This is a genomic window from Mesorhizobium sp. M4A.F.Ca.ET.050.02.1.1 (assembly GCF_003997725.1).
Taxonomy (GTDB): domain Bacteria; phylum Pseudomonadota; class Alphaproteobacteria; order Rhizobiales; family Rhizobiaceae; genus Mesorhizobium.
Window position 1 is genome coordinate 1 of sequence record NZ_RZSG01000399.1, and the last position, 5445, is coordinate 5445.

At 64.7% G+C, this 5445-nt stretch carries 4 protein-coding genes; 2 read left to right on the forward strand and 2 right to left on the reverse strand.

Translation table 11 applies throughout. From position 1 onward, the window contains the following. Both pnp and EOA33_RS22660 read left to right on the forward strand, forming a co-directional pair. On the forward strand, positions 1 to 1911 hold a 1911-nt coding region (gene pnp / locus EOA33_RS22655; protein WP_127406639.1), incomplete at its 5' end, for a polyribonucleotide nucleotidyltransferase. 84 nt (positions 1912 to 1995) lie between these two features. After that, entirely contained in the window at positions 1996 to 3009 is a 1014-nt protein-coding gene (locus tag EOA33_RS22660; RefSeq protein WP_127406640.1) for a class I SAM-dependent methyltransferase, read from the forward strand. 9 nt (positions 3010 to 3018) lie between these two features. Here EOA33_RS22660 and EOA33_RS22665 read toward each other — a convergent pair whose 3' ends face one another. Both EOA33_RS22665 and fabI read right to left on the reverse strand, forming a co-directional pair. Then, positions 3019 to 4563 carry a bifunctional diguanylate cyclase/phosphodiesterase gene (locus EOA33_RS22665; protein ID WP_127406641.1) on the reverse strand — a complete coding sequence of 515 codons (1545 nt, stop codon included), beginning with the start codon at positions 4561 to 4563 and terminating at the stop codon, positions 3019 to 3021. 101 nt (positions 4564 to 4664) lie between these two features. Beyond that, the coding region (gene fabI, locus EOA33_RS22670; protein ID WP_127406642.1) for an enoyl-ACP reductase FabI at positions 4665 to 5445 on the reverse strand (781 nt) is incomplete at its 5' end.

The window sequence follows — 5445 nt, forward strand, 5'->3', positions numbered from 1 at the left end:
GAGGGCCGTCCTAGCGAGAAGGAAACGCTGGTTTCCCGCCTGATCGACCGCCCCATCCGCCCGCTCTTCGCCGACGGCTACAAGAACGACACCCAGATCGTCGTCACCGTCGTCCAGCACGACCTCGAGAACGATCCGGACATCCTGTCGATCGTTGCCACCTCGGCAGCGCTGACGCTGTCGGGCGTCCCCTTCATGGGCCCGATCGGCGGCGCCCGCGTCGGCTACATCAACGGCGAATATGTGCTCAACCCGCATATTGACGAGATGGAGGAATCCAAGCTCGATCTCGTCGTCGCCGGCACGTCGGAAGCCGTGCTGATGGTCGAATCGGAAGCCAAGGAGCTCAGCGAGGAGCTGATGCTCGGCGCCGTGATGTTCGGCCACAAGGGCTTCCAGCCGGTGATCGACGCCATCATCAAGCTGGCCGAGGTTGCCGCCAAGGATCCGCGCGACTTCACCGCGCCGGACTATTCCGAGCTCGAAGGCGAGATGCTGAAGATCGTCGGCGATGAACTTCGCGATGCCTACAAGATCACCGACAAGCAGGCCCGCTACGCCGCCGTCGACGCTGTCAAGGCCAAGGTCAAGGCGGCGTTCGCCCCGGCCGAAGGTGAGGAAGCCAGGTACACGTCCGAGCAGATCGGCACCGTGTTCAAGGAACTCCAGGCCAAGGTCGTGCGCTGGAACATCCTCGACACCGGCTCGCGCATCGACGGCCGCGACCTCAAGACAGTGCGCAAGATCGTCTCCGAAGTCGGCGTCCTGCCGCGCACCCACGGTTCGGCGCTGTTCACCCGTGGCGAGACCCAGGCGCTGGTCGTCGCCACGCTCGGCACCGGCGAGGACGAGCAGTATGTCGACTCGCTGACCGGCATGTACAAGGAGAAGTTCCTCCTTCACTACAACTTCCCGCCCTATTCGGTCGGTGAGACCGGCCGCATGGGTTCGCCGGGCCGGCGCGAGATCGGTCACGGCAAGCTCGCCTGGCGCGCCATCCGGCCGATGCTGCCCTCCGCCGACCAGTTCCCCTACACGCTGCGCGTCGTCTCGGAGATCACCGAGTCCAACGGCTCGTCCTCGATGGCCACCGTCTGCGGCACCTCGCTGGCGCTGATGGATGCCGGCGTGCCGATCGCCAAGCCGGTTGCCGGCATCGCCATGGGCCTGATCAAGGAAGGCGAGCGCTTCGCGGTGCTCTCCGACATCCTCGGCGACGAGGACCACCTCGGCGACATGGACTTCAAGGTTGCCGGTACCGCCAGCGGCGTCACCTCGCTGCAGATGGACATCAAGATCGACGGCATCACCGAGGAGATCATGCAGATCGCGCTCGGCCAGGCCAAGGACGGCCGCCTGCACATCCTCGGCGAGATGGCCCACGCGCTGTCCGGTGCCCGCGCCGAGCTCGGTGAATTTGCGCCGCGCATCGAGGTCATGCACATCCCGACCGACAAGATCCGCGATGTCATCGGCTCCGGCGGCAAGGTCATCCGCGAGATCGTCGAGAAGACCGGCGCAAAGATCAACATCGAGGACGACGGCACGGTCAAGATCGCTTCATCCAACGCCAAGGAGATCGAGGCGGCCAGGAAGTGGATTCACACCATCGTTGCCGAACCGGAAGTCGGCGAGATCTACGAAGGCACGGTCGTCAAGACCGCCGACTTCGGCGCTTTCGTCAACTTCTTCGGTCCGCGCGACGGCCTCGTCCACATTTCGCAGCTGGCCAACGAGCGCGTCGCCAAGACCTCCGACGTCGTCAAGGAAGGCGACAAGGTATGGGTCAAGCTGATGGGCTTCGACGAGCGCGGTAAGGTCCGCCTGTCGATGAAGGTCGTCGACCAGGCTACCGGCAAGGAAATCGTGCGCGAGAAGAAGGCCGAAGGCGGCGAGGAAGACGCGGCCTGATCGGTCTGACCGGATAGTTGAGACGGGCGCGGCGATGTCGCGCCCGTTTTCGTTTAGGGGGCTTGTTTCCCACGGGGCAAGGAAATGTCAGTAGAGCCGCTGAAGACGCTGTTCCATCCCTATGAGGCCGAGGCCCTGCCCTTGCCCGGGATGGGCGAACGCGCGCTTTTTCTTGGCGCCGAGCCCGGTTTCCGCTTGCCCGAAGGGTTTGCTGCCGCGCTCCATCTCGTGCAGGGCTTCCGGTCGCATTTCCGTGCGCTGCAGGCGGCAGGCTTCGATGTCCTGCCGCGAGCGGAAGGCGCGAGCTTCGACACCGCACTCATGCTCGCCGGGCGCCATCGCGGCCAGAACGAGCTGCGTGTCGCCGAGGCGATCGAGCGCGTGGCAGCGGGCGGATTGATCGTGGTCGCGGGTGGCAAGGAGGACGGCATCGCGTCCCTGCGCAAACGCATCGATGAGCTCGTGCCGCTCGACGGCCACCTGCCCAAGCATCACGGCGTTGCCTTCTGGTTCCGCCGGCCCGTCGACGCAGGAGCGGCGGCGGTGCTGCGCGCGGCCAATCCGGCCGTTCTGGTCGAGGGCCGCTTCCACACCGCGCCGGGCATGTTCTCCTTCGATCGCGTCGACACCGGCTCGAAACTGTTGGTGGAAAGCCTGCCGGGCGACCTCAAGGGCATCGTTGCCGACTTCTGCGCCGGCTGGGGTTATGTGGCCGCCGAGGTCGCGCCCCGGTTCCCGGGCCTCACCGCGCTCGATCTCTTCGAGGCGGACTTCGAGGCGCTGGAAGCGGCGAAGGCCAATGTGAACAACACGTCCGCAGCGCCGCGTTTCTTCTGGGCCGATCTGCTCGGCGAGCCGGTCGAGCGGCGCTATGACGCCATCCTCATGAACCCGCCATTCCACCGCGGCCGGGCGGCCGAGCCCGAGGTCGGCGCCGGCATCATCCGGGCGGCGGGCAAGGCGCTGAAGCCTGGAGGGCGGCTGTTCATGGTGGCGAACCGCCAGTTGCCTTACGAAGCGGTGCTGGCGGCGGCCTTTTCGAGCCATGTCGAAGTCGCCCGCGACGGCATGTTCAAGGTGCTTTCGGCGCGCCTGTAATCTTCGCCGTCAGTGCATGCTGACAATGCGCGCCTCGCGCTTTTCGAAGCGCGCCGCACCAAGCTCGATCTTGAGCGGCGCCGGCCGGCCGAACAGATAGCCCTGCACCACCTCGCAGCCGGCGGCCCTGAGCAGCGTCGCCTGATTCTCGGTTTCGACGCCTTCGGCAATGATGCCGACGCCGAGCGCGCGCGATAGTCCGACGATGGTCGAGACGACCGCGCCGGAATTGGAATCGGTGTCGATGCGGCTGACGAAGGAACGGTCGATCTTGAGCTTGCCGAACGAGAAATCGATGAGGTAGCTCAAATTGGAATAGCCGGTGCCGAAATCGTCGACGGCCACTGAGATGCCCATCTCGGCAAGCTGCTGCAGGATGATGGCCGCGCGCTCTCGGTCCTGCATCATCGCAGTCTCGGTGACCTCCAGCTCCAGCCGCGACGGCTTGATGCCGGTGGCGGCCATCGTCTCGCGCACATTGCCGACGAAATCCTTGGTCATGAACTGGACCGGCGAGATGTTGACGGCGACGAAGCAGTCCTCGGGCAGGTACTGGGCGTCGCTGCAGGCCTTGCGCAGCACCCATTCGCCGATCGGGTTGATCATGCCGGTCTCTTCCGCGATCGGGATGAACTCCATTGGCGGGATCATGCCGCGCTCGGGATGCTTCCAGCGGATCAGCGCCTCATAGCCGATAACACGGCCGCTCGGCAGGTCGAGCTGCGGCTGGTAGTGGAGGTCGAAATCGCCACGCTCGAAAGCGGTATGCAGCTCGGACTCGATCCATTGGCGATAGTCGGCGACCCGGCCCATGTCGGCATGGAAGACTGACCAATTGCCCACGCCGCCGGCGCGCGCGTTCTGCAGCGCAAGGTTGGAGCGGCGCAGCACCAGCACGGGGTCGACGCCGTCCTTGGGCATTGCGGCAATGCCCACCGACAGGCTGACCGACTGCTGATGCGAATTGAGCTGGTAGGGCTCCATCATCTCGTCGATGAGCTTCTCGATCGCCTCCTCGACCGGGCCCTTCAGCGCGCGGTCGGCCAGCAGAACACCGAACTCGCCGGCGCCGAGGCGCCCGATCACCGTGCCCTCCGGCATGCGGGCCTTGAGCCGCTCGGCGAAGGCCCGGATCAGATCGTCGCCATGGCTGTAGCCGATGGCGTCGTTGATGTGTTTGAAGCGATCGATGTCGATGTCGACTAGGAAAACCGGTTCGCCTGTGCGGATCGTCACCGATGCCGCCTCGGCGATCTTGCCGACCATTGCCGGACGCGCGAGCAGGCCCGTCAGCTTGTCGAAATTGGTTTCGCTGAAGACATACTGCTCGGATTCATCGACGCCGGCGAAGAAGGACAGGGCGGCGCCCGCCGCGGCCAGCGCGCAGAGAGCCGCGATGATGCCGGCCATTGTTCCTGCCGGCATGCCGGCAAGGCCGTCGCCAAAACCGAACTTCAGCCCCCAGATGCCGAGGATAAAACTGCCCATGCCCGAACTGCCTATGGTCAGCAGTCGGAACAGCGGAGTTCGCTTCGGGTTGCTGACAGCAGACATGCAGAGTCCCCAAGGTGCGGGACGTTCTAGCGGAAATCTCCTTAAAATGAGTTTCCGCCAATGAATCCAATTTTACCAGAAGCTGAGTATTTCCGGCGGGATTATTCCCGGGCGCCGTCGCTCTGCTTCAATTCATCGAGCGTTGGCATGGAAACGATGTGATAGCCGGAATCGACATAGTGGATCTCGCCGGTGACGCCGGACGAGAGATCAGACAACAGATAGAGTGCCGAGCCGCCGACCTCGTCGATGGTCACCGTGCGGCGCAGCGGCGAGTTGCGCTGCTGGTAGGAGAACATGTGTCGGGCGTCCGAAATTCCGGCGCCGGCGAGCGTGCGCACCGGTCCAGCCGAGATGCCGTTCACCCGGATGCCGCGCGGGCCGTAGTCGTTGGCGAGATAGCGCACACTGGCTTCCAGTCCGGCCTTGGCGACGCCCATGACATTGTAGTTCGGCATCACCCGGACCGAACCGGCATAGGTCAGCGTGATCATCGAACCGCCATCCGTCATCAGCGGCGCGGCGTTGCGGGCGACCTCGGTGAAGGAATAGCAGGAGATCACCATGGTACGGACGAAATTGTCGCGGCTGGTGTCGGCGTAGAGGCCCTTGAGCTCGTTCTTGTCGGAAAAGCCGATGGCATGGACGACGAAGTCCAGTCCGCCCCAGGCCTTGCCGAGCGTTTCGAACGTGGCGCTCACCGAGGCGCTGTCCTCGACGTCGCAAGGCACCACCAGCGATGCGCCGAGCTTTTCCGCCAAGGGCTTGACCCGCCGCCCGAAGGCGTCGCCCTGATAGGTGAAGGCGAGCTCGGCGCCGTGCTCGGACAGTTTCTTGGCAATGCCCCAGGCGATCGAATGGTCGTTGGCGACACCCATGACA